Below are 22,914 nucleotides of genomic sequence, written 5' to 3' on the forward strand. Positions count from 1 at the left end.
TTGCCAACCCCGGATCACCCATGTATGGGTTGCCGCGCTTGCTGCAGAGAGCGGTTCCAACCGCCTCCCACACCAGGCGGCCAGACATGGCCTGCGCGCCCTTAGCTCAGCTGGATAGAGCACCAGACTACGAATCTGGGGGTCAGGAGTTCGAATCTCTTAGGGCGCGCCACTTCTTTTCCATGACTTAGATTATTCCACCCGCCTTTGCCGCAGTGCTCGGCGAGGTCGGTTGTGAGTGCGCCAGCTTTCCCTTGGGAGACGGTTGCCAGCCGGCGGCCGCGCCGGCTGGCAACCAGATGCGTTTACGTCTCCTGCAGGCTTCTTCGGACCGCGAGGCGGGTCATTTTCTCGCTAAGCGTTCGCCGGGGGACCTGGAGGGTTTCGGCAACGGCCGCGACCGAGCCGGCGTGGAGAGACAGTTCGGCCTCGATGACGTGCCGTTCATAGCTCGCGACACGATCGGCCAGGCTCAGGCCCGAAACTGGCACCGCCTTGATGCGCGGATCAAGGATCGCCTGGAGCGAATGGCCCGACGGGTGAAGACCTAGCGCAAAGCGTTCGGCGGCGGCGCGCAACTCGCGCACATTGCCCGGCCAGGAATGCATCACCAGGGCATTGATGTCGGCCGGGTGGAGCGGAGGCACCGGTCGGCCAAAGCGGTGGGCGGCTTGGGCAAGGAAATGGTGGAACAGCATGACGCAATCGTCACCGCGCTCACGCATGGGGGGCAGCTGGAGCGTCGCCATGTTGAGGCGATAAAACAGGTCCGCGCGAAACCGCCCCGCCTCTGACTCGGCGCGCAGATCGACCTTGGACGCGGCAACAATGCGCAGATCGAGCGGGATCTGCCGGTTGGAGCCGAGGCGCTCCACGGTGCGCTCCTGGATCACCCGCAGCACCTTGGCCTGGGCGAGCAGGGGCATGGATTCGATCTCGTCGAGCAGCAGCGTGCCGCCATTGGCGAACTCGAATTTGCCGATACGCTGGCCCTTGGCGCCGGTGAAGGCCCCCCCTTCATGGCCAAACAACTCCGATTCAATGAGCTCGGCCGGGATCGCGGCGCAGTTAACGGCGACGAACGGGCCCTTGGCGCGGGGGGAGAAATCATGCAGGCACCGGGCGACCACTTCCTTGCCCGTGCCGGTTTCCCCCAGCACCACGACGTCGGTGGGAATGGGGGCGAGCTCACGGATGGCATGGCGCAGCTCTTCCATGATCCCTGAGGCGCCGACCAGGCGGGCGGCGAGTTCATTTTCGCCCCCATCGAGGCGCCGCCGCAGCTGGGCGATTTCGCGCTTGAGCGCGGCCTGCGACACGGCGCGATGCAGGCTGGCGACGAGTTCGTCCGGCACATAGGGCTTTTGCAGAAAATCAAAGGCGCCCGCGCGCATGGCTTCAACCGCCATTGGCACGTCGCCATGACCGGTGATGAGGATGACCTCGGTGGGCAGCGCGCGGTCACGAACAGTGCGCAACAGGTTCATGCCCGACAGCCCCGGCATGCGCACATCGGTCAGCACTACATCGGGATGCACATCATCGAGCGCCAGCAGGGCTTCGGCGGCGCTGGTCGCGACCTCCACGGCAAAGCCGGAGAGGCGCAACCATTGCGCAAGGGCCGTGCGCACCATCTCCTCATCGTCAACAATTAGAACCAGGGGATCGCTCATGCGAATAGTTTCTCCGCAACACTGGAGTGGGCAAGGGGAAGGCGGACGGTGAAGGTGGAGCCCTGCTCGGGAGAGCTGCGTACGGTGATGGCGCCCCCCAGATCGCGCACCAGCCCATAGGATATGGCAAGGCCGAGGCCCAGCCCGCGCCCGACTTCCTTGGTGGTGTAGAATGGGTCGAAGACATTGCCCAGATCGGCCGGGGCGATGCCGGTCCCGGTATCGGTGACCACTATCTCGGCGCTGCGCTCATGCCGGTGCACGCCAATTGACAGCACCCGCACCGCGCTATGTTCCATCGCATCGGCGGCGTTGGACAGGAGGTTGATCACAACCTGTTCGAGATGAACGGGATTGCCGGTGGCCGGCAGCGCGGCGCGATGGCGCTGATATTCCACATCAATGCCAAAGGCGCGCAGCTTGTGGTCGACGAGGTCGAGGGCGTTGTTGATGACGCTGCCCAGCTCGGACTGCTGTTCGGTGCGCGTGTCCTTGCGCGCAAAGGTCTTGAGATGGCTCGTGAGGGCCGCGAGGCGATCGACCACCTTGTCCATGGTGACCAGGATCGGGGTGATATCCGTATTGGGCGAGCGGGTAGCGATGAGCTTGGCACTGGCCAAGTGCGTGGTCAGCGCCGCGACGGGTTGGCTGACCTCATGGGCTACCCCCGCAAGCGCCTGGCCAAGGCTGGCGAGCTTGGCCGCCTGCACCAGCCCCGCCTGCGCTTCAGCCTGCGCGCGCTCGGCGTGAATGCGCTCGGCAATCTCGGCGCGCAAAGCTTCATTGGCGACGTGAACGGCTTCCGTGCGTTCGGCCACGCGCTGCTCGAGCTGTTCGTGATCGGCAAGGCGTTGGGCGACGATGCGCTGGCGTTGCCAGAGAAGCGCGAGGATGAGGAGCACGGCCGCGGCGCCCAGCCCGCCCGCAGCCGCGGCAATCCAGGCCGAACGGAACAGCGGGGTCATGGGCGTAAAGGACACCAGCCGCCATTGATGGGTGGGCAGGCGCATCTCATCGACAGTGAATAGGCCCCGGGTTTCGCTGTCCTGGCCGGTGAGATAAGCCAGCTGGGTGCCGCGCGAGGGCCAGATATCGGCGGCGATAGGCGTTTCCACCCAGCCCCCGTCGCCATAGCGGCGCTGGTCGGTGATGCGGGACAGCTCGGCTGGGGAGGGCGCCAGGAGCGGGCGATAGCGCCAGTCCGGCCGCGTCGACAAGATGGCGACAGCGTTGTTATCGACAATGGCGATCAACTCGCCCGAACGCCACCAGGTCGCCTCGATCTCCCCCAGATTGATCTTGGTCACTGCAACGCCCAGCGGCCCGTCCGGGCCATCGATCCGGCGGGCCAGGAAATAGCCGGCAACACCGGTGACCGTGCCCACCGCATAGAATTTGGCGTCGCCATCGAACATCGCTTCTTCGAAATAAGGGCGATAGCCGAGTTTCTCGCCGAGCAAGCTGTCATAGGCCCACCAGTTGGATGCGGCGACCACCTGCCCATCCGTGCTCATGATGAACAATTCGCTCGCGCCGGCCGCATCATTGAGCTTGGACAAAAAGCCATTGGCGCGCTCGCGCAACTCGTCGTTGGCGGGGCTTTGCAGCAGGTCGCGCGCTTCGGCGGCAAGGGCTACCGAGGAGGGAAGATAATGAAAGCGCTCGATGATGGCCTCAAGCGTGCGATCGAAGAGGGCAAGCCGCCGATCCGCTTCATGCCCAGCATTGCGGATCGCGCCGGCCAAGGCGAACTCGAGGCACGCCCAGCCTACCGCGGTCACCAGCACCAATGCGCCCAGTGCTCGCGCCAGCTGCGCGCGGTTGGTGCTGGCCAATGGGGTGAAGAGTTGGGGCATTCGTCTCCCTGGCAGGTTTTTGCCAGATCTTGGTAGAAGCTCGGCAAGTTCTTGCCGGAACTGCTAGCACGCCAAAAGCTCCATGCATATCTGCCTTGCGTATGCCGCTTGGCACGGCGATTGCAAAGCTTCCAGCATCGGGGTGGGCACGATCTGCTGCCCCTTGCTTATCCCCCGGGAGGATCAACAATGAAAAAGACTTTGACTGCCCTTGCCGCTGGCGCTTTCGTTGCCGGCCTCGGCCTTGCCTCCACCGCCTTCGCGCAGGATTACCCGACCAAGCCGATCACGGTCGTGGTGCCGTTCTCGGCCGGCGGGCCGACCGACACGGTTGCGCGCCTTGTTGCCGAAGTGATGAGCGCCGATCTGGGCCAGCAGGTGGTGATTCAAAATGTGGGTGGCGCGGGCGGCACGCTGGGTGCCGGCCAGGTCGCGACCGCGCCCAATGACGGCTACACGCTGCTGTTGCACCATATCGGCATGTCGACGGCGCCCAGCCTCTATCGCAGTCTGCCCTATGACCCGACCACAGATTTCGAGCCGATCGGGCTCATCACTTCGGTGCCGATGACCCTGGTGGCGCGCAAGGATTTCGAGCCCAGCACGCTGTCCGAGCTGCTTGAATACATCAAGGCCAATGGCGAGAACATCACCTATGCCCATGCCGGCATCGGTTCGGCGAGCCAGTTGTGCGGCATGCTGCTGATGAACGCGCTTGATACGCAAATGACCACCGTGCCCTATCAGGGTGCCGGCCCGGCCATGACCGACATCATCGGCGGCCAGATCGACATGATCTGCGACCAGACCACCAATACGACGAGCCAGATCCAGGCCGGCGAAGTGAAGGCCTATGCGGTGACGACGCCAGACCGTTTGAGCAATTTGCCCGACCTGCCGACCACGGCCGAAGGCGGTCTTGAGCTCGAGATCGGCGTTTGGCACGGCCTTTATGCCCCCGCCGGCACCGATGCCGCCATCATCGAAAAGCTCGAAACCGCGCTCCAAGCCGCTTTGGCCAACGAGACCGTGGTGAGCCGCTTTGCCGAACTGGGCACGGTCCCGGTGTCTGCCGATGAAGCCACTCCCGAAGCGCTTGCCGAAACCCTGACCAGCCAGATCGCGCTGTGGAAGGGTGTCATCGAAGCCGCCGGCGTGTTCGCCGAATAACGCGCGCGGGGCCGGATTCGGCCCTTCGTGAGCTGTCCAGTGTCGAGGTCGTGGCGCCATGTGCCGCGGCCTCACCCCCGGGCGTATCGACACTGCACCTGAGCGCAGAAAAAGGAGTGACCGGCTGATGGCGGTCAATGCATCGACTAAGGAGCTCGTTTCGGGCGGGCTATTCGTAGCCTTCGGGACCTACTTCGCCACTGAAGCCCTCCACTATGAAATCGGAACGGCTTTCCGCATGGGCCCCGGCTTCATGCCGCTCATGCTGGGCGGGGTACTGGTAGCGCTGGGCGCTGCCGTCGCCATCAGCGGTTTGGGCAAGCCCGACAAGGAAACACGTTCGCCGCCGTCCTGGCGGGCGATCGTGCTGATTCTCGGCACGATCATCTTTTTTGCCGCAACGATCCGGGGCCTCGGCTTTGTGCCCGTGGTCTTCATTTCTGCGTTCGCCACCGCGATGGCCAGCCGCAACAATTCGCCCGTCTTTGCCGCGATCTTGGCGGTGGGACTGACGGTGATGTGCGCGCTGATCTTTGTGATCGGACTTGGCTTTTCCGTGCCGCTCGTCGGCCCTTGGCTCGGGCGATAGGAGACAGCCATGGATATCATTGCTTCGCTTGGACTTGGCTTTTCCGTCGCGCTCGATCCGATCAACATTTTTTATTGTTTCATCGGCGTCCTGCTGGGCACCCTGGTGGGCGTATTGCCCGGCATCGGGCCTACCGCCACCATCGCCATGCTCCTGCCGATTACCTTTTCGCTCTCGCCGGCTACCGCATTGATCATGCTCGCCGGTATCTATTACGGCGCGCAATATGGCGGCTCGACCACGGCGATCCTGATCAATCTGCCCGGTGAATCCTCCTCGGCCGTAACCGCCATCGACGGTTACCAGATGGCCAAGCAGGGTCGGGCGGGCCCGGCCCTCGCCACCGCGGCGCTGGGCTCGTTTTTCGCCGGGACCGTTGGCACGCTGCTGCTGGCCTTTTTCGCGCCGCCCCTGGCGCGCGCTGCCCTTAATTTCGGGGCGCCTGAATATTTCGCTCTGATCGTGCTGGGGCTTCTGGTCTCCATTGCCCTGGCCCATGGCTCGATCCTCAAGGCGCTCGCCATGATCGTGCTGGGCCTGCTGCTGGGCATGGTTGGGCAGGACATCTATACCGGCCAGCCGCGCTTCACCTTCGGCATCCGCGAGCTTTATTCCGGCTTGAACTTCGTGTCGGTTGCCGTGGGCATCTTCGGCGTCGCCGAAATCCTGCGCAATCTGGAGGTCGAAAAAGGCCGCGAGATCATGGTCAAGGCCGTCAAAAATCTGTGGCTGACCAAGGAAGATTTCCGCCGCTCCACGGGGCCCGTGCTGCGCGGCACGGCACTGGGGTCGGTGCTCGGTATCCTGCCCGGTGGCGGGCATATACTGGCGTCCTTTGCCTCCTATTCCGCTGAAAAGCGGCTGAGCAAGAATCCACAGGAATTCGGACACGGCGCCATCGAAGGCGTGGCCGGGCCGGAATCGGCCAATAATGCTGCGGCCCAAACCAGCTTTATTCCGCTGATGACGCTGGGTATTCCCGCTCATCCCGTGATGGCGCTGATGGTGGGTGCCTTTATTCTTCAGGGCATCACGCCTGGCCCCAACGTCATCAACGACCAGCCGGCGCTGTTCTGGGGTATCATCGCCTCGATGTGGATCGGCAATGTCCTGCTGGTGCTGCTTAACCTGCCGCTGATCGGGCTTTGGGTGAAACTGCTGTCCATTCCTTACCGGGCGCTGTTTCCGGCCATCGTGCTCTTCGCCTGCATCGGGTGTTTCTCGATCAACCAGAACATCTACGACATCTATGCCATCGGGTTCTTCGGCATTGTCGGTTATGTGCTGATCCGGTTCGGTTGCGAGCCGGCGCCGCTGCTGCTGGGCTTTGTGCTGGGGCCGCTGCTCGAAGAGCATCTGCGCCGCGCCATGATCATCTCGCGGGGCGATCCGATGATCTTTGTCACCCGGCCCATCTCGGCAACCCTGCTCGCCCTGGCGGTTCTGGCGGTGGTGATTGCGGTGCTGCCCAATATCCGCAAGAAACGGCAGGAGGTTTTTGTCGAGGAGGACTGAGACCGCTTTTCAAGCTACACCAAACGGGCGAATGTCCGCCGCAGAGCGGCTTCGCCCCATCATTCGGGAGGAATATATGCAACCAACGTCTTTGCTTGTCGCCGCCTTGTCACTCGCCTCAGCCCTGGTCACTCCAGCCTTGGCGCAAGACAATTTCCCCACCAAGTCCATCAACCTCGTTGTGCCCTTTGCACCCGGCGGCTCCACCGATCTGGTGGGGCGCGTTGTTGCCGAAGCCATGAGCCAGCAACTTGGCCAGCAGGTGCTGGTGGTCAACCAGGCCGGTGCCGGGGGCGTGCTCGGCGCCACTGCGGTGGCCGACGCAGCTCCAGACGGCTACACGATCCTGATGGGCACCATCGCCACCCATGCCCTCAGCGCCTCGCTTTACACCACGCCGCCCTTTGATCCGGTGGCCGACTTCACGCCGATCTCCCTGCTGGTGACGGTGCCTAATGTGCTTCTGGTCAATCCTGATTTCCCAGCCAACACTGTCGAGGAGCTGATTGCCGAGCTCAAGAGCAAGCCCGAAGAATATGCCTACGCCTCTTCGGGCAATGGCACGCCCCTCCACCTTTCAGGCGAAGTGTTCAAATCCATGGCCGGGGTGGAGATGGTTCACGTTCCCTATCAGGGTTCGGGCCCTGCACTGGTGGACGCCATCAGCGGCGCCGTGCCCATCATCTTCGACAATCTGCCATCTGCGAGCGAGCACATGAAGGGCGGTACGCTGCGGGCGCTGGCGGTTACGACGCTCGAGCGCTCGCCCAGCTTCCCCGACCTGCCGACCATGGATGAATCTGGAGTTCCCGGTTACGAAACCAACACCTGGAATGCGCTTTTCGCGCCAGCTGGGACGCCGCCCGAAGTGATCGCCAAGCTTAACGAGGCAGCGGTCGCCGCGGTCAAGGATCCCGCTGTGACGGCCCGTTTGGCGGAAGTAGGGGCTGTTGTGGTCGGCTCCACACCCGAGGAACTGGGGGAATATGTGCAGGCCGAAGTGCAGCGCTGGGCGCCAGTGATTGCCGAGGCGGGCGTCAAGATCCAGTAAAGCTTGCCGCGTGAGCCGGACGACCCGCAAACCACGCCCGAAACAAAAGACCGGCGCCAGATCACTTCTGGCGCCGGTCTGTTGATCTTTGCAGCTAGGTTGTGCGGCGCGTTGCCGCCAAGTTGATCAGTGCTTGCGCGGCAGCGGGAAATCGGCGCTGCGGTAAAGCTGAGTGAGTTCATGCTTACGATAAGCCTTGGTGCCCACCTGGAGCAGTGCCCCATGCAGGCTCACGGGTGCAGCTTCCTCAACGGCAAAGCGGATGGCCTGGGCAGCGGTCGGGAACCGCTTGGCCCCCTGTTCGAAGGCAGTCTGGTGATCACGGCCAAGGAAAAGCTCGGCGGGGGCAGTGTAGTCGGTATGTGTCATTCGGTCTCGTTCTAGGAGCCCCACTGGAGCGGGGGCTATGCTAACTCGCTGAGCGCCTGTGGCGCTTTGGGGCGAGTTCCTGCGGGCCAAAAAGAGTTGGGCGCGCGCAGGGTTGATGGTTCGGCAAGGGGAGGGCTGGCTGGCACCAATCCGGCGCCGCCTCGGCGGTCGGTTCACATTGAACCTGGCCGCCAAGCCTGCCCCTCGACGAGTAAGGGCGAACAACGCGCTTCGGTTTCAGCTCTCCGGCAAATCGACCATGATGGTTAGCATCGTGGCGATGGCAGCGCTTCCCAACCCTATCAGGTCGAGCTCAATAACCGCTCGGCCATGAGCCTGCGGTTGATAAACCTGCGCAATAAAACGAAGGAAGCCGCGCCGAAAATCCGCAGCCGCTTGGGCTGGAAACGCGTATGCTGCACAAATAAGCGCTCGCGGTGGGAAAGTAAAGCCCGCGGCAGCTTATCAGGTATCGGCCGGCGAACTTCGGTGACTTCAGGCCAGTTCGCCCCAGTCATTGCGCCAAAGCCGCTCGTCTTCCACCATTACGACGATGCGGTTGAGACCCGTCTTGCGCCGTAGCTCCTCGGCGGCGGCCAGGGCCGCCGGCACCGGCAGGGGAAAGTCGGCGATTACATCCACTGCGGCAACATCGGCCACAGTTCGCCCCAGAGACTCCCGCACGGTCACCACCACTGCGTCCCAGGGCACCCGAGTTTTGGGTAACAGGCGCTCAAGTTTGATCAACACGCAATCCCCGACTGATTTCTAACACGGTAAATAAACGGCTAACCAGTTCGGTTGCATCACAAATGAGCATACATAAGTCATGGCCGTTATTGAACAAACACCGTGGCCGAATCTGCGCGCCCTTGCGCATCGACCACGGCCAGTTCAACAAAGCCAGGTCCATCGGGATGCCAGCTGTTCTGGCGAGCAAAGGCCGAACTCCCGATCGGCGCGCCGTTGGCGAAAAAGGTAAAGGGTGGGGCGCCGTTGCGGATCTTGACCGTCAAGGGGCTGTCGGATCCCCCTGCGAGCCCCAGATCAAGGTCGACCCCGTCGAGGGGAAAAGCAATCTCTGGCCCGCTCTGCTGGGCTACCCTTGTTTCATCAGGATGCCGAAAGCGGCGCAGGGGCTGAGGCAGTTCCGAATTCGCCACGTGCAGCACGCCCGGAGGCGGCTGGCGCAGAGGCACGGCGGGTGCCCCGAGCCGATCAAAACTCTCGAACAGGATCGGCGCAGCACTCCACACACCCGAAAGGCCCGGAACTGGCGCGCCATCGGGGCGGCCAACCCAGACACCGATCACAGTCTGACCATCGAATCCGATCGCCCAGCCATCGCGGTAGCCATAGGAGGTCCCAGTCTTGTAGGCGATACGGCCGGGAGAGCCATTGAGCGGCGGCGGCACGTCACCCAAAATGTCGGCGACATACCAGGCCGCGGTGGCATCCAGCACCGGGGCTGCCAGTGGGGGTTCGTCGGCCTGGGTCAGTGTTTCATGCAAGTGGACCGGGGTGCCGCCGCGGCCAAGCGCAGCATAAACCCCAACCAGACCGCGCAAGGTCAACCCGACGCCGCCCAAGCCCATCGCCAGCCCCGGCGCGGCGCCTTTGGGCAAGAGCGGGTTAGCGCCTGCGCGGCGCAGCCGCGACACCAGCCGCGCAGTGCCTACGGCGTCGAGCACCACCACGGCAGGGATGTTCAGCGACTCCGTCAAAGCCTGGCGGATGCTGACCGTCCCGCGACTATAACCATCGAAATTGACCGGCACATAGCTGCCAAAAGCGGTGGGCCGGTCTTCAATCAGGCTTTCGGGATGGGCGAGCCCCAGTTCGAAGGCCAGCCCATAGATTAGCGGCTTGAGGGTCGAGCCTGGCGAGCGAACCGCCTTGGTCATATCCACAAAGCCGGCGCTGTCCTCGGCAAAAAGGCCCGCCGAGCCCACGGAAGCCACAATGGCACCACTGCTCTGGTCGGCAACGAGGATTGCTACCGAAACGCCGGGTCCCAACTGGGCGGCTCGCACCGCCCCCAGCCGCTCGAGTGCGGCCTGGAGCGGGCGCTTGAGCGTCAGCCGGATTTCGCGTTGGCCGGGCGCTGACACGAGCGCGGCCTGGGCGAGATGGGGCGCCAGCAAAGGGAAGGGATGGCGGGCCGTAGGGATCGGTTCGCTCATGCCTGCTGCCGCATCGTCGGCGGTCAGAATGCCGCGGCTCACCATCCGCTCCAGCACCAGATTGCGGCTGGCCAGCGCCGCCTGCGGGTCGCGATCGGGCCGGCGCGCTTCGGGCGATTGCGGCAGGGCCACCAGCAGGGCAGCTTCTGCGGGGGTGAGGCGGACCGGCTCCTTGCCGAAATAGGCCAGGCTCGCGGCGCGAATGCCCTCAAGATTGCCGCCATAGGGCGCAAGGGTCAGATAAAGGGTAAGGATCTGCTCCTTGCTGAGCGCGCGCTCGAGAGCATCGGCATGCACCATCTGGCGCAGCTTGCCCCAGCCATTGCGCGTCGGCTCTCCCTCCAGTAGCCGCGCGACCTGCATGGAAAGGGTCGAGCCGCCTGAAACGATCCGCCCCCCCGCGCCAACGAACTGCCCCGCTGCGCGCAGCATCGACCACCAGTTGATGCCATGGTGGCTGGCAAAATCGCGGTCTTCATAGGCCAGCAGCATGCGCAGGAATTGCCGGTCGACGGCATCGGAAGTGGTTGGCAAGCGCCAGCGCCCGGCGATGGTGAAGGGGCGCAGCAGCGCGCCGTCGCGGTCCACCACGACGCTCGAGACCGGCATGGTGGCCAGATCGGGCAGGGGCGGCAGAGTGGCGCGGATTTCCTCGATGGTCGCGCGCAGGTAAAGGGCGCCGCCCGATCCCAGCACAACCAGCAACACGAGGCCGATCGCGAGGAGGCGCCGGGCGCCCCACCGCCGACGAAGGGCCGGGCTCATGGCCCGGCCGGGACAACCTCAAGGCTCCCGGCTCCCCCATTGGCGCGCAGTTCTGGCCGGTACATGTCCTCCACCGTAGCCCCAGGCAGGGCGAATTGGCCGGGGGTGACCGCGCGAACGAGATAGGCCGTCGAGAACTCGGGCGCTTCGGACCAGTAGCGGAAGGCGGCGACATATTGATCGGTGCGCGCTTCCACATGGGCGGGGGTGGCGACTTCCAGCCAGGCAAAATCGGCAACGCCTTCACCGCCCGTCAGGCGCGGGTTCTCGATCTCAAAGCCGGCGGGCAGGGGATCGACCACCAGATATTGCCCGGAGCCGAGTGTGGTTGGGGTGACCGTCAGCACGACCACCAATTGCTCGTTCTGGGCAATGGGGGTGGCGGTGGGGTCGACCGGGGTGCCGTCGGGGCGGAAATATTGCCGGTTGAGGCTGAAGCCGTTTTCGCTCGCGGGAGGGGCGACGGCCGGGACCCCCGTCACTGCCACCATTGCTTCGGTGGGCGTGGTGCCGGTGTTGCTCAGCTCGACCGGGCTTTCGCTTAGCTCTTCCTGGCTCCAGCGCCGGTAGATGTCACCGGCGAGGGGCTCGCCCGCAAGGGTGATGCTGCTGGCGCCCGTCTGGTCGGCCAGTGCTGCTGCCGCGAGGAGCGTCCAGGCATCCTCCTGAGTGGAGGTGTATTGGGCGGTGTTGCGCTGCTTGCTGAGGCGAGCGGCGAGAGCGGATGGATCAACTCCGGCGGGGGCGAACTCCGCAACCAGGGTCAGCACAGCGGCGGTGTCGCGCAACTGGCTGCCGTAATCGGGGCGGTAACCGGTACGGTCATCGCCCCCTGCGAGCGCGTCGGTCGCAGCCAAAAACGCAGCAGCTGCGCGGGTTTGATCGCCATAAAGCGCGAGCGCCGCGCCCAATTGCGCCTTGGCCAGGGGCGTCGCGAAAGCGTCGAGGCGGGCTTCCGCGTAGTAGCGCAGATCGCCGATGGCGGCGCGGCCGGCGCGGGCGAGGTCATGCAGGGCATAGGCTATGCCTTCCCCGCCATCGGTGAATTCGCTGGCGTAGGCGACCTGGTTGGCAAGGTTATCCAGCGCCATCTCGAGAGATTGCTCTGGAACTGCAAAGCCTTGCGCCTTGGCGCGCAGCAGGAAGTCGGTGACATAGGCGTCGAGCCAGAGATCGGTGGTGTCATAGGCGCCCCAAAGGCCGAAGGCGCCGCCCGAGTTCTGGTTGGCGAGGAGGCTCCTGATGGCGCCGCGGATGCGCTCATCAAGCTCGGTATCGTTGCCCAGACCGAGCATGGATGCGGTATTGTTGAGGTACAACAAGGGCATGGCCCGGCTCGTGACCTGCTCGGAGCAGCCATAGGGATAGCGGTCGAGCTGGGCGAGGAGCGAGGGGACATCGAGCCGCGCGATGGGGCCGACCGCCAGGGTCAACTCACCGGTGCCGGGCAGCAAGCCATTGAAATCGCCGGCGTCGAGCACAAGGGTGGCGCCGGCTTCGAGCGGCAGGAGGTTGCGCGTGGTGGCGGGATTGCTGGTGGCGCGCACGCCCAGGGTCAGGAGCTTGGTTTGGGTGGTGCCATCGGGGGCGGTGATGGTGAGCTCGAGCGGGAAATCGCCGATTTTCGTGCCCGAAAGCGCGACCTCAAGCGCCACCCGTTCGCCGGTCGCGAGGGTCACATCGGGCTGCGGCAGCTGCGCCACAAGGCCTTCGCCGGTGCTGATGGCCAGGGCGTAAGTTCCTGCTGCGCCTTCGATATTGTTGATTTCGAGCAGGAGGCGCGAGGTGTCGCCGTCCCGGAGGAACCGGGGTGGGCTGAGGGTTGTGACCACGGCGTCGCGGACCACGACATCAGCCTGGGCATGGCCTAGCGCGGTATCGGTCCAGGCCATGGCCATGAGGCGCACGGTGCCGGCAAAATCGGGCAGGTCAAACGTCACTTCGGCCACCCCATCGCCATCAACCTGAACGGTTCCTGAATGAAGCGCGACGAGCACCGAAGTGGGTGGCGGCGTACCCAGCCGGACGCCAGCGCCATCGCCCCCGGATCGCATGGCGCCGGGCAGGCCCTGCATGGGATCGATCAGCTGGCCATAAAGATCGCGGAAGGCGACGCCGAGCTGGCGCTGGCCGAAATACCAGCCATCGGGATCGGGCGTGGCGAAGTTCGTCAGATTGAGGATGCCCAGATCAACGGCGGCGACCGCCACATAGGCGGTGCTGCCCGGCGCGACATTGCCGAGCTTGATGCGCGCGGTCACCGGCTGGCGTGGCAGGGTGACCTCGGGCGCTTCGATGCTGACATCGAGCACGCGATCGCCGGGATCGACATCGGCATAGGCGAGGCCGAGCGCGCGGGCGGGCATGCGCTTTTCGGCGGCGTCGGAGGGGCGATACAGAATGGCGGTGACATAGGCGCCCGGCCCCCAAGCCTCGGTGACGGGGAGCGAGACCGAAGTGCCTTCGGCCGGGACGGGGACGGCCAGCATGTCGATGATGCCCTGATCGACCACCATGACGAGCGCCGTGCCGGCAAATTGCGGCTCAAGGCGCAGCGTTGCGGTGTCGCCGGCGCGATAGGCTGGTTTATCGAGGGCGACCTGGAGCGTGTCGGGCGTGTCCGAGCCCGCTTCGGCATAGTAGTAGCCGGCATAAAAGCCGTAGCTGCTAGCGGTGGCGCCGGGGCCGCGGCTATCGATGTCGAGCTGGTAGCGGCCCGAGGCGACGGGTGCGGCGATGGTGGCGGGTCCATCGACCGGGGTGTCGAGCTCGCCATTGGCGACTTCGCGGCTGGTGCTGATCGCCTCCCACTTCCAGGTGCTGCCGTCGCGATACCATTGGTAGCTGGTTTCGATGCGCGACAGCGTCCATTGCAGGTCCGTGGCGGCGACGGGTTCCCCGTCGGGGCCGACCACGAGAATGTCGAACCGCGCTTCGCTGCCCTCGGGCAGGTCGCCGGTACCAAACAGGGGCTTGATGCCGATGAGGTTGGTCGCGGCACGTACCGGGCGGGTAAGGCTGCGCTCGACGGGGCGACCATTGGTGTCAACGAGCCGGAACAGCAACTGCGCTTCGAGCGGCTTGGTGGTGACGGGCAGCTCGGGGATGGCGAGTTCGGCCGCGGCCGTGCCGTCAATGCCGGTGGTGGCGATGACACCCAGGGGGCGGCGGTCCGTCTCGATGGCATCATCGAGCCGGCCGAACTGGTAGCCGGGAAAAGCCGGGAGCGTGGTGCGCGGGCGCAGCACCAGATCGGCCTCAAGCTTGAGATCGGGCGCGGTGGCGCCATAAAGATAGCGGGCGGCAACATCGATGGCTGCCGTTTCGCCGGGCGCAACGGGGCCCTCGGGGGCGGTGACCTCGAAGGCCAGCCGCTCGGGCTCGAAGTCTTCCACGAGGAAAGCGATGTTGGCCAGCGGCTCGGCCTTGGGATCGGCCAGGAGGCGCAGATGCCAGGAGCCGCGCATGGCTTCGGCCGCCAGGGGCAGGGCCTGGTGATAGCTGCCGCTACCCCCGTCGGACAGCAATTGACGCGAGGCAATGACGCCATCGGGGCGCTCAACCTCAAGGGTCAGCGGCAGGTCCTTGACCGCATCGGCATGGTTATCGCGCAAGAGGGCGGTGAGGAACACGGTTTCACCGGGGCGGTACACACCGCGCTCGGTGGTGGCGAACAGATCGAGCGGACCGGGCGAGGGACGCCCTTCGACGCCTCGGTCGGTCAGATCGAAAGCGGTCTGGGACACATCTAGAAAGGCATAGTCGCCAGCAGCTGTTTCGGCGACGAGCAGCTGGGGCGCGCGGCCACCGGTGCCACGGGCAAGGCCCGGCGCAAAGTCGAAGCGCCCCTGCGCATCGCTGCGACCTTCGCCCAGGATCTCGTTGTTGACGGCAACCAGGCGCAAGCTGGCATCGGCTACCGACTCGGCACTGGTCAGCGAGCGCACAAAGGCATGCACGCCATCTTCACCGGCAATGGTGGTGAGGCCCAGATCGGTGACGATGAACCATTGGGTGGCGATCTCGTCCCAATATTCGCTCTTGCTGTCCTTGACCCTGGCGGTGATCACATAGGCGCCGGGCGCCACCCCGGCCAGAACATCGGCCACGGGGAGGGCGGTCGTGGTCATGGCATTGCGCGCGCCGGTGGCAAGGTCGACCTCGCCTTCCCAGAGCTTTTCGCCATAGTCATTGGCGACGGTTTCGGCGGAATAGCCGGTCAGGGTGCCGCGAAACACATTATTGCGCACGGCGGCGGCAATAGAGCGGTCGCCGATGCGGTAGATCACGGCTTCTGCCGTTTCGGCATTGATCGAGGAGATCGGCAGCCCGCCACCAAGGCCCGCGGGCAGCACATAGGCATTGTTGGCAAAGCCCACAAAGGGCGAGCGGTCGGGCACGTAAACACTCAGCGCCACATCTTTGCGCAGGGTCTCGTTGTCAGCCGAAGGCAAGCCGGCGCGCAGGCGGATCTCGTAACGGCGGCCATGTTCGGCACCATCAAGGCAGATCTGGCTGGTTTCGGTTTCCACCGCCAGCGTGGGGGCGTTTTCGACCATGACGAACGGGGTTAGGTCGGTATCGCCAGCGGGCAGGGGATCGGAAAACACAACGCAAATGCGCGGCGATACGGCTTCCGCATCCACCTCATGCGAGACAACGCGAAAGCCGTGTTCGGCCACGGCCTGTTCGAGACGCTCGGCAGTGGCGGGATCATTCGCAAGGGCAATGCTGGCGCGATAGGTGGCGATGGCTTCGCGCCACATCTCGCGGCGCGCCAAGCCCCTGCCGAGGAGGGACAGGCCATAGGCGCGCTCGGCTTCGCCTTCGGACGCCAGAAAGCCGTTGAGGGCGGCGGAGGTGCCGACCACGCCCAGATCATAGCTGTTGTCGCCCTCGGATTGGCCGGCCACTGCGTCAGCTTGCGTGAGGGCGAGCTCGGCCAGCTCCAGCCAAACGGCGGGGTCATTGCCGTTGATCGCCAGCGCCTGGCGCAGGTTCAACATGGCGGCGGCTGGATTGGCTTCGGCGGCGGCAGCACGCCCCTCCGCCACGAGATCGGCATAGCTGGCATTGGGCGGCGGGGGATCGGTTTGTTCCAGCTCGGCGGCAAAGCGGCGGGCGGCATCGATCAGGTCGGCGGCGGGAAAGGGCAGTTCGGTTTGGCGGGCCGCGGTGATCTCTTCGGGGGAAGCGCCATGGCTGACGCGGCCGGAACTGGCGGCGGCGAAGGGGACCTCATCGGCGCTGCCCGATTTGAGAAAGCACCAGTTCGCTTCGGTGTTGAAGGTGAAGGCGCGGCAAAGATTGTCGTCTTCGCAGGCGGCCTGGCAGGCCCCGATGGTGGTGTTCTGTTGCACGGCATAATCAAAGCCGGGCAGATCGATGCCGGGCAACAGCTCGGTGCGGCTTTGCTGAGCCAGCGCCCCGCTGGCCAGAATGGCAACCAGCGTGGCGCCAAGCACCACGACACTCCGCATCATCAAGCGCATTGGTCCCACCCTCACGCCCCCCGGCGCTGCCACCTTATGTGCACTCCCAGGTGGCGTAAAGCGCCACTGCAGCAAGCTTGCTGGCGCGACTGTGAGTCGATGGCGGGGGAACATCTGGGGAAAGGACACGTTGGTTTTGGGGCAACCCAAAGGAGAACCAACATGGCCAATCCTTCCAGCAATACCGGCAATCGCAGCGGCGGCCAGCAGGGCGCTAAAACCGCCGGCCAGGGCGAGCCCGGCGCCACCCTCGACGAGTTCGACCTTGCCGCCGATATCCAGGGCAAGAACAGCCTGCAAGGCGACAACCAAACCAATGTGGTCAACCAGCGCCAGGCGCAGGCCGGCGCCAAGGGCGAAACCGATGGTTTGATCGAAAGCTTCGAAAAGCTCGACAAGGATGTCCGGGCCGAACGCGACTTGGGCAAGGGCAATCGCAGCGGCGGTAAGCACTAACTTCGATCAGTGGCCAACAGGCCGATCATTCATCCCAGATGTGGGTGATTTGCCCTCCCTCCTCCTTGGGGAGGGGTGGGTTTGGTGACCCGCCGATGGACCTCCACCCTAGCCCTCCCCTCAAGGGGGAGGGGACTGATCGAGTTGGCGGCGGCGCTCGGGTTCTGCGCGGGCGGTCCGCAAAGATTTTGCACAGGCTTTTGGAGGTCGCGGGGCGCAAGGGGGCGCGAAAGCGGCTAGGTTTTGGCCAGAAGGAAAAATCGAAAAGGAGCCGGATACATGCCGATCAAGCGCTATGGGGCGGAGAAAAGCGGTGCGGGCGGGCAGAACCTGCCATTTGCGCGCGCGGTGGAAGCCGGCGGCTTCCTTTATGTCTCGGGCCAGGTCGCGATGAAGGACGGCGAGATCGTTGGCGCCGGCATCGTCGAGCAAACCCATCTGACCATCAAGAACCTGATCGCGATCCTTGAGGAAGCCGGCTACGGGCTCGAACATGTGGTGCGCTGCGGCGTGTGGCTCGATGATCCCCGCGATTTCTGGAGCTTCAACGCCGTTTACAAGAGCTATTTCGGCGAACATCCGCCGGCACGCTCGGCCGTGCAGTCGCACATGATGGTGGATTGCAAGGTCGAGATCGACTGCGTCGCCTTCAAGGATCCCTGAGTGGCACAAACGTTGCTAAGCGCAGCGTTTTTCAACCGTCCGGTGACGCAGGTCGCGGCCGAGCTGATCGGCGCGACCCTGCTCGTCGACGGGGTCGGCGGACGGCTGGTCGAGGTGGAAGCCTATGACGGGGCCGACCCGGCCTCGCATAGCTTTCGGGGCCCGACGCCGCGCAACGCCGCGATGTTCGGGCCGCCCGGCCAATCCTATGTTTACAAGATCTACGGCATCCATTGGTGCCTCAATTTCGTTTGCGAGCCCGGCAGCGCGGTGTTGATCCGCGCGCTCGAGCCCACCACCGGCATCGCGCAGATGCGGGAGCGGCGGGGCGGCCTGCCCGATCGCCAGCTCTGTTCGGGGCCGGGCAAGCTGTGCCAGGCACTGGGGATTGATGGCAGGCACAATGGCCTGCCGCTCGACGAGCCGCCTTTTGCCCTGCTGGCGGCAACTGGTGAGGCGCGCGTCGGCACCGGGCCGCGCATCGGCATCACCAAGGGCGCCGATACGCCCTGGCGCTTTGCCGAACCGGGCTCGCCCTTTTTGAGCCGGCCGCTGCCCTTGGGCTAATCTTGGTGCGCTCGGCGGAACAATCCGGGCGCCCGATCTTTTTCCCTTTATCGACGGCTTGGCAGTGACGGCAGCGCGCGGGTCCTTCCCGTCAGCGCTGGTCCACCTTTGCCGCTCCGCAAGAGGGAGATCCACCATGCCTCAAAGCGACAAATCCGCTTACACCGACAAGCAAAAGCGCAAGGCCGAGCATATCGAGGAAGGCTACGAAAAGCGTGGCCTGCCTGAAGACGAGGCCGAGCGCCGGGCCTGGGCCACCGTCAACAAGCAGGATGGCGGGGGCAAGCAATCCGGCTCCGGCGGCAAGCACTAGTTCCCCACCAAACCCAGAAGGTTCCCCCATGTCCGACGACCAGATCAATCCGCCCCAGCACCAGGACCATCAGCCCGGCCGGGAAACCGAAATGAGCCCGGCACCCGATTTTGCCCCCAAATTCCCTGGCAACGGGCGGCTTGCCGGCAAGGTCGCGATCATCACCGGCGGCGATAGCGGCATTGGCCGGGCTTGCGCGGTGCTGTTTGCCCGCGAAGGGGCCGAGGTCGCGATCGTTTATCTCGAGGAAACCGAGGACGCCAAGATCACCGCCGAGGCGATCAAGGCGGAGGGCAAGAATGTCCTGCTGCTGCGCGGCGATGTGGGCGAAAAGGCCTTTTGCGACAATGTCGTGGGCAAGGTGATCGAGGAATTTGGCAAGATCGACGTCCTCGTCAACAATGCGGCCGAGCAGCATCCGCAGGACGAGATCACCGATATCTCCGAAGAACAGCTGGAAAAGACCTTCCGCACCAATATATTCGGCTACTTCTTCATGACGCAGGCAGCGATGCCGCATCTGCAGTCGGGTGCCTCCATCGTCAACACCACCTCGGTCACCGCTTATCGCGGCTCGCCCGAGTTGCTCGATTATTCCTCGACCAAGGGCGCGATCCTGGCCTTCACCCGCTCCCTTTCGGGCAGCCTTGCCGAAAAGGGCATTCGCGTAAATGCCGTGGCGCCCGGCCCGATCTGGACGCCACTGATCCCCGCCACCTTCCCCGAGGACAAGGTGGCCGAATTCGGCGCCTCCCAGCCGATGAAGCGCCCCGGCCAGCCCAATGAAGTGGCCACCTGCCACCTGTTCCTGGCCTGCGACGAGAGCTCCTACATCTCGGGTCAGGTGCTCCACCCCAATGGCGGCGAGATCGTCGGGGGCTAAGCCGGCGGCAGATTGATCTCTTGAGGGCCCCATGCCACTCCTTGTTGCGCGATGCAGCGGGGGTGAGGCATGGGGCGCAGTGTTTTGGTGCGGCTGGGCGGATTGGCGGCGATCGCCATTGGCGCCGCGGTTTTGTATTTCTTTTTGCTGGTGCCGCTCGGGCAGGCGCAAAGCGGCGCGCCCGAGGTGCACTATCAGCTGCGCGCCTTTGCGCTGGTGCCGCTATGCCTCGTCTTCGGGCTGGTGTTTCTGCTCGGGGGCGAGCGCTTCCAATATCGCACGGCCGACCACAAAAACCTGACTGCTGCAGGCTGGATCGCCTTTGCCGTCGTCGTGGCGCTGACCGCAATGGGCTGGTGGTGGTTCGACAGCCAGTTCACCGCGCTGGGCTATGTCTAGCTGTTGAATCAGCTGTGAGTTGCCCGTCACGCTCAGCTATGCTCGAAGCACGGTGCGGCGGGATTCGCCGCTTCGGAGCCCCTCCATCACATGGCAGCAGCCTTGAGCCAAACCACCTCGCTTGATCTTCGCCCCGATCCCCTGGCGGTGTTGCGCGATGTGTTCGGCCACAAGAGTTTCCGCGGTCAGCAGGAAGAAGTGGTGCGCCATGTCGCCGATGGCGGCGATGCGGTGGTGCTGTTTCCGACGGGCGCGGGCAAATCGGCCTGCTACCAGATCCCCGCGCTCTGCCGGCATGGCGTGGGCATTGTGGTCTCGCCGCTGATTGCCCTGATGCGCGACCAGGTCGAGGCGCTGCGCCAGGCCGGGGTCGCGGCGGCGGCGCTTAATTCCTCGCTTTCGCCCGAAGAGTCCGCCCAGGTGCGCGGGCAGTTGCGTCGGGGCGAGCTGGACTTGCTTTATGTGGCGCCCGAGCGGGTGGCGACGCCGGGCTTCCGCAACATGGTGGATGGGCTCGATATTGCGCTCTTTGCCATCGACGAGGCCCATTGCGTCAGTCAATGGGGCCATGATTTCCGGCCCGAATATCGCGAACTGGCCCAGCTGACTGAACTGTTTCCCGGCGTGCCGCGCATCGCGCTGACAGCGACGGCCGACCCCACCACCCGCGCCGATATCATCGAGCGGCTGGGGCTTGGGGGCGCGCGGGTATTTGAGACCAGTTTCGATCGCCCCAATATCTCCTATTCCATCATCGAGCGCGACAATGCCCGCGCTCAGCTCTTGCGCTTCCTCGAAGGGCACAAGGGCGAAAGCGGCATTGTCTATTGCCTGTCGCGCGCCAAGGTGGAGGACACCGCGCAATGGCTGGAGGGTAAGGGCGTTCGCGCCCTGCCCTATCATGCCGGCATGGATGCCGGCCTTCGCTCCGCCCACCAGGACATCTTCCTGCGCGAGGAGGATGTGTGCCTTGTGGCGACCGTGGCGTTCGGCATGGGCATCGACAAGCCCGATGTGCGCTATGTCGCCCATCTCGATCTCCCCGCCTCGATCGAAGCCTATTACCAGGAAACCGGCCGCGCCGGGCGCGACGGGCAGCCCGCCGACGCCTGGATGAGCTATGGCATGGCCGATGCGGTGCAGCGCCGGCGCATGATCGACGAGGGCGGGGCGCCCGACGAGATCAAGCGCGTCGAACACGCCAAGCTCAATGCGCTCCTGGGCGTCTGCGAAACCGCCGAATGCCGGCGTCAGGCGATCCTCGCCCATTTCGGCGAAGTCTACGAGGGCCCTTGCGGCAATTGCGATACCTGCCGCTCGCCCGTCGCCAGCTGGGACGGCACGGAAGCGGCGATCAAGGCCATGGCCGCGATTTATCGCACCGGGCAGCGCTTCGGTTCGGGGCACATCATCGATGTGCTGCTGGGCAAGCGGACCGAAAAGGTCGAGCGCTTTGGCCACGACAAGCAGGCCGTGTTCGGCCAGGGCCAGGAACATGACAGCCGCACCTGGCAATCGGTGCTGCGGCAGCTGACGGCCTCGGGGCTGGTGCGGGTCGACCATGCCGCCCATGGCGCCTTGACGCTGGGGGAGGGGGCGCGCGCGGTGTTCCGCAAAGAGCGCACCGTCACCCTGCGCCAGGATCGGCCCAAAAAAGCGGCGGAAGTGCGCCGCCAGCTGGCGGGCGCGGTGGAGCTCGACGAGGCCGATATGGGCGTCTTCAATGCCCTGCGCGCCGAACGGCTGCGCATCGCCAAGGCGCAGGGCGTGCCCCCTTATGTGGTGTTCGGCGACGCGACCCTGCGCGCCATGGCGCAAACCCGGCCGGCCAAGTTGCACGATCTGCTCAATATCCCCGGCGTGGGGCAGGCCAAGCTCGAGCGCTATGGCGCGGCGTTCCTGGCCATTCTGGATGGGGCGCGGTGAGCGAACTGGCCTCCCCACCGGTGCGCGCCCGCTTTCCGGTGATCGATATCGCCCGTGGCGTCGCCATCATCGCGATGATCATTTATCACCTGTGCTGGGATCTCGCCTATTTCCGCTTCATCCCCGCCGATGTCGGCTATGATCCGGGCTGGGTGCTGTTTGCCCGCAGCATTTTGTATAGCTTCCTGTTCCTTGTGGGCGTCGGGATCGCCCTTGGGAGCCGGGGCCCTACCGATTGGCGCCGGTTCTGGCGCCGCTGGGGGTTGTTGGTCCTGGGAGCGCTGGCGATTACGGTTGCGACCCTCATCGCCTTCCCCGACACCTTCGTTTACTTCGGCGTGCTGCACGCCATTGCGCTCTTTACCCTCCTGGCGCTGCCGCTGCGCCGGGCGCCGTCCTGGGTGATCGGGCTCATCGCGGTTGTGGTGCTGGCGCTGCCCGCGTTTTTCTCCAACGAACTCTTCAACGCGAAGGCCTGGTCCTGGCTGGGGTTCTGGACGGTGGCGCCACCCACCAATGATCTCGTGCCGGTGTTTCCCTCCTTTGGCGTGGTGCTGCTGGGGCTTCTGGCCGGGCGCTGGTTGATTGGCTCGCGCTGGAGCGCGCGCCTTGCCGCCATCGCTCCCACCAACGCCCTGGCGCGGGTGCTGCAAACCATGGGTCGCTGGAGCCTGCTGATCTATCTCGTGCATCAGCCACTGCTGCTCGCCGTGCTGTTTCCGCTGGCCGGCTGGCTGCAGCCCCAGATCGCCATGCGGCAAACCGACTTCCTCAATGCCTGCCAGCGCACCTGCGTCGAGGGCGGCACGACGCCTGGCCTCTGCACCACCTATTGCCAGTGCGGGCTCGAGACAGTGGAAGCCAATGATCTGTGGGATCCGGTGTTTTCCGGCACCATTTCGCCAGAACAGCAAGCCCTGCTCGATGCCGGCAACCGGCGCTGCTCGGCCGTAATCTATCCCGAGCTCAATCAACCTAAGTGACAGTTCCGTCACAAAGCGCCGGGCGTGGCGCTTTTTTGCGCAAATTGCCTCTTGAATGGTA

The 22,914-nt window shown here is 64.8% G+C and carries 17 protein-coding genes, 1 tRNA gene and 1 pseudogene; 13 read left to right on the top strand and 6 right to left on the bottom strand.

The genetic code is table 11. The features are described from left to right. Positions 1-95 precede the first annotated feature (95 nt). Positions 96-172, top strand: a tRNA-Arg gene (locus HRU92_RS17470). Between the two features lie 133 nt (positions 173-305). Here the strand turns inward: HRU92_RS17470 and HRU92_RS17475 are convergent. Beyond that, on the bottom strand, positions 306-1,673 hold the full coding sequence (locus tag HRU92_RS17475; protein ID WP_172122363.1) for a sigma-54 dependent transcriptional regulator: 1,368 nt from the start codon (positions 1,671-1,673) through the stop codon (positions 306-308). After that, positions 1,670-3,529, bottom strand: a complete 1,860-nt coding sequence (locus tag HRU92_RS17480; RefSeq protein WP_127751934.1) for an ATP-binding protein — start codon at positions 3,527-3,529, stop codon at positions 1,670-1,672. The genes HRU92_RS17475 and HRU92_RS17480 overlap by 4 nt, the downstream gene beginning before the upstream one ends. A gap of 189 nt (positions 3,530-3,718) precedes the next feature. On the opposite strand from HRU92_RS17480, the gene HRU92_RS17485 reads away from it, so the two are divergent. The 4 genes from HRU92_RS17485 (at position 3,719) to HRU92_RS17500 (ending at position 7,854) form a co-directional block, all read left to right on the top strand. Then, the gene (locus HRU92_RS17485) at positions 3,719-4,699 is read left to right on the top strand and encodes a tripartite tricarboxylate transporter substrate-binding protein (protein ID WP_172122365.1); all 981 of its coding nucleotides are present in this window, start codon (positions 3,719-3,721) and stop codon (positions 4,697-4,699) included. Between the two features lie 127 nt (positions 4,700-4,826). Beyond that, the gene (locus HRU92_RS17490) at positions 4,827-5,288 is read left to right on the top strand and encodes a tripartite tricarboxylate transporter TctB family protein (RefSeq protein WP_172122366.1); all 462 of its coding nucleotides are present in this window, start codon (positions 4,827-4,829) and stop codon (positions 5,286-5,288) included. A gap of 9 nt (positions 5,289-5,297) precedes the next feature. Further along, complete coding sequence (locus HRU92_RS17495) at positions 5,298-6,803, top strand: tripartite tricarboxylate transporter permease (protein WP_172122367.1); 1,506 nt, start codon at positions 5,298-5,300, stop codon at positions 6,801-6,803. Positions 6,804-6,879: 76 nt separating this feature from the next. After that, positions 6,880-7,854 carry a tripartite tricarboxylate transporter substrate binding protein gene (locus HRU92_RS17500; RefSeq protein WP_172122368.1) on the top strand — a complete coding sequence of 325 codons (975 nt, stop codon included), beginning with the start codon at positions 6,880-6,882 and terminating at the stop codon, positions 7,852-7,854. A 126-nt stretch (positions 7,855-7,980) separates the two neighbouring features. Here the strand turns inward: HRU92_RS17500 and HRU92_RS17505 are convergent, their stop codons facing one another. The 4 genes from HRU92_RS17505 to HRU92_RS17520 all read right to left on the bottom strand — a co-directional run bounded on the left by HRU92_RS17505 (position 7,981) and on the right by HRU92_RS17520 (position 16,654). Continuing rightward, positions 7,981-8,223 (bottom strand): hypothetical protein, encoded by a 243-nt coding sequence (locus tag HRU92_RS17505; protein ID WP_172122369.1) that lies wholly within the window; start codon positions 8,221-8,223, stop codon positions 7,981-7,983. Positions 8,224-8,718: 495 nt separating this feature from the next. Further along, positions 8,719-8,970 (bottom strand): hypothetical protein, encoded by a 252-nt coding sequence (locus tag HRU92_RS17510; protein WP_164854712.1) that lies wholly within the window; start codon positions 8,968-8,970, stop codon positions 8,719-8,721. 89 nt (positions 8,971-9,059) lie between these two features. After that, positions 9,060-11,171, bottom strand: coding sequence for a penicillin-binding protein 1C (gene pbpC / locus HRU92_RS17515; protein WP_173088792.1), 2,112 nt, complete (start codon positions 11,169-11,171; stop codon positions 9,060-9,062). Continuing rightward, positions 11,168-16,654: an alpha-2-macroglobulin family protein gene (locus HRU92_RS17520; RefSeq protein WP_248307239.1), complete on the bottom strand. Its 5,487-nt coding sequence runs from the start codon at positions 16,652-16,654 to the stop codon at positions 11,168-11,170. Before HRU92_RS17520 ends, pbpC begins: the two co-directional genes overlap by 4 nt. A 171-nt stretch (positions 16,655-16,825) precedes the next feature. On the opposite strand from HRU92_RS17520, the gene HRU92_RS17525 reads away from it, so the two are divergent. The 8 genes and pseudogenes from HRU92_RS17525 to HRU92_RS17560 all read left to right on the top strand — a co-directional run bounded on the left by HRU92_RS17525 (position 16,826) and on the right by HRU92_RS17560 (position 22,853). Then, positions 16,826-17,119 carry a hypothetical protein gene (locus HRU92_RS17525; RefSeq protein ID WP_127751943.1) on the top strand — a complete coding sequence of 98 codons (294 nt, stop codon included), beginning with the start codon at positions 16,826-16,828 and terminating at the stop codon, positions 17,117-17,119. Positions 17,120-17,398: 279 nt separating this feature from the next. Next, on the top strand, positions 17,399-17,782 hold the full coding sequence (locus HRU92_RS17530) for a RidA family protein (RefSeq protein ID WP_172122372.1): 384 nt from the start codon (positions 17,399-17,401) through the stop codon (positions 17,780-17,782). Next, complete coding sequence (locus HRU92_RS17535; RefSeq protein ID WP_349236669.1) at positions 17,783-18,349, top strand: DNA-3-methyladenine glycosylase; 567 nt, start codon at positions 17,783-17,785, stop codon at positions 18,347-18,349. It abuts the gene before it with no gap. A 136-nt stretch (positions 18,350-18,485) separates the two neighbouring features. After that, a pseudogene (locus HRU92_RS17540) lies at positions 18,486-18,650 on the top strand (plasmid stabilization protein); the annotation flags it as partial. Between the two features lie 40 nt (positions 18,651-18,690). Beyond that, on the top strand, positions 18,691-19,545 hold the full coding sequence (locus HRU92_RS17545; protein WP_172122374.1) for an SDR family oxidoreductase: 855 nt from the start codon (positions 18,691-18,693) through the stop codon (positions 19,543-19,545). 69 nt (positions 19,546-19,614) lie between these two features. Next, positions 19,615-19,944 (top strand): hypothetical protein, encoded by a 330-nt coding sequence (locus HRU92_RS17550; RefSeq protein ID WP_172122375.1) that lies wholly within the window; start codon positions 19,615-19,617, stop codon positions 19,942-19,944. 90 nt (positions 19,945-20,034) lie between these two features. Continuing rightward, positions 20,035-21,870, top strand: coding sequence for a DNA helicase RecQ (recQ, locus tag HRU92_RS17555; protein WP_172122376.1), 1,836 nt, complete (start codon positions 20,035-20,037; stop codon positions 21,868-21,870). Beyond that, complete coding sequence (locus HRU92_RS17560; protein WP_172122377.1) at positions 21,867-22,853, top strand: heparan-alpha-glucosaminide N-acetyltransferase; 987 nt, start codon at positions 21,867-21,869, stop codon at positions 22,851-22,853. Before recQ ends, HRU92_RS17560 begins: the two co-directional genes overlap by 4 nt. Positions 22,854-22,914 lie beyond the last annotated feature (61 nt).

This window comes from Devosia sp. 1635 (genome assembly GCF_013185955.1).
Classification (GTDB): Bacteria; Pseudomonadota; Alphaproteobacteria; order Rhizobiales; family Devosiaceae; genus Devosia.

Bases quoted from the DNA above. Each gene is read 5' to 3' on its own strand.
- HRU92_RS17475 (WP_172122363.1), bottom strand. From the start codon at position 1,673: ATGAGCGATCCCCTGGTTCTAATTGTTGACGATGAGGAGATGGTGCGC.
- HRU92_RS17480 (WP_127751934.1), bottom strand. From the start codon at position 3,529: ATGCCCCAACTCTTCACCCCATTGGCCAGCACCAACCGCGCGCAGCTG.
- HRU92_RS17485 (WP_172122365.1), top strand. From the start codon at position 3,719: ATGAAAAAGACTTTGACTGCCCTTGCCGCTGGCGCTTTCGTTGCCGGC.
- HRU92_RS17490 (WP_172122366.1), top strand. From the start codon at position 4,827: ATGGCGGTCAATGCATCGACTAAGGAGCTCGTTTCGGGCGGGCTATTC.
- HRU92_RS17495 (WP_172122367.1), top strand. From the start codon at position 5,298: ATGGATATCATTGCTTCGCTTGGACTTGGCTTTTCCGTCGCGCTCGAT.
- HRU92_RS17500 (WP_172122368.1), top strand. From the start codon at position 6,880: ATGCAACCAACGTCTTTGCTTGTCGCCGCCTTGTCACTCGCCTCAGCC.
- HRU92_RS17505 (WP_172122369.1), bottom strand. From the start codon at position 8,223: ATGACACATACCGACTACACTGCCCCCGCCGAGCTTTTCCTTGGCCGT.
- pbpC (WP_173088792.1), bottom strand. From the start codon at position 11,171: ATGAGCCCGGCCCTTCGTCGGCGGTGGGGCGCCCGGCGCCTCCTCGCG.
- HRU92_RS17520 (WP_248307239.1), bottom strand. From the start codon at position 16,654: ATGATGCGGAGTGTCGTGGTGCTTGGCGCCACGCTGGTTGCCATTCTG.
- HRU92_RS17525 (WP_127751943.1), top strand. From the start codon at position 16,826: ATGGCCAATCCTTCCAGCAATACCGGCAATCGCAGCGGCGGCCAGCAG.
- HRU92_RS17530 (WP_172122372.1), top strand. From the start codon at position 17,399: ATGCCGATCAAGCGCTATGGGGCGGAGAAAAGCGGTGCGGGCGGGCAG.
- HRU92_RS17545 (WP_172122374.1), top strand. From the start codon at position 18,691: ATGTCCGACGACCAGATCAATCCGCCCCAGCACCAGGACCATCAGCCC.
- HRU92_RS17550 (WP_172122375.1), top strand. From the start codon at position 19,615: ATGGGGCGCAGTGTTTTGGTGCGGCTGGGCGGATTGGCGGCGATCGCC.
- recQ (WP_172122376.1), top strand. From the start codon at position 20,035: ATGGCAGCAGCCTTGAGCCAAACCACCTCGCTTGATCTTCGCCCCGAT.